At 52.0% G+C, this 425-nt stretch carries 1 pseudogene; it reads left to right on the forward strand.

The annotated features are described in order from the left end of the window. Positions 1–379 (forward strand): annotated as a pseudogene (locus HBA93_RS18790) (putative histamine N-monooxygenase); the annotation flags it as partial. Positions 380–425 lie beyond the last annotated feature (46 nt).

The raw sequence follows: 425 nt of genomic DNA on the forward strand, positions 1-425 counted from the left end.
CAGCCCGCAAAGCGACACATTCCGCCTGTCTGTCAATAATCCGGAAAACGGTGCCACCGGCACGTATGAAACAGATGCGGTCATTCTTGGCACCGGCTATCATCATGTCTGGCCGGAATGGTTCACCCGTTTGAAAAATACCGTACTGGCAACGGATAATGACGGCGACATGATTGTGGATGAAACTTTCTGCGCCGCACGTTGCGATGACGGTACGGGCAAAATCTTCATCCAGAATGCCGAAACATTCCACCACGGTGTCGGCGCACCGGATCTCGGCCTTGGCGCCTATCGCAATGCCACCATTATCAACCAGCTTTTGGGGCAAATTCATTATCCGGTGCCGATCAATTCATCCTTCCAGCAATTCGGCCTTTGATAAGAGCATAATTTCTACCCCCCCCCCAAAAAAACAGCGCCGCATT

The sequence above is a fragment of the Ochrobactrum sp. SFR4 genome (genome assembly GCF_019730395.1).
Taxonomy (GTDB): Bacteria; Pseudomonadota; Alphaproteobacteria; order Rhizobiales; family Rhizobiaceae; genus Pseudochrobactrum.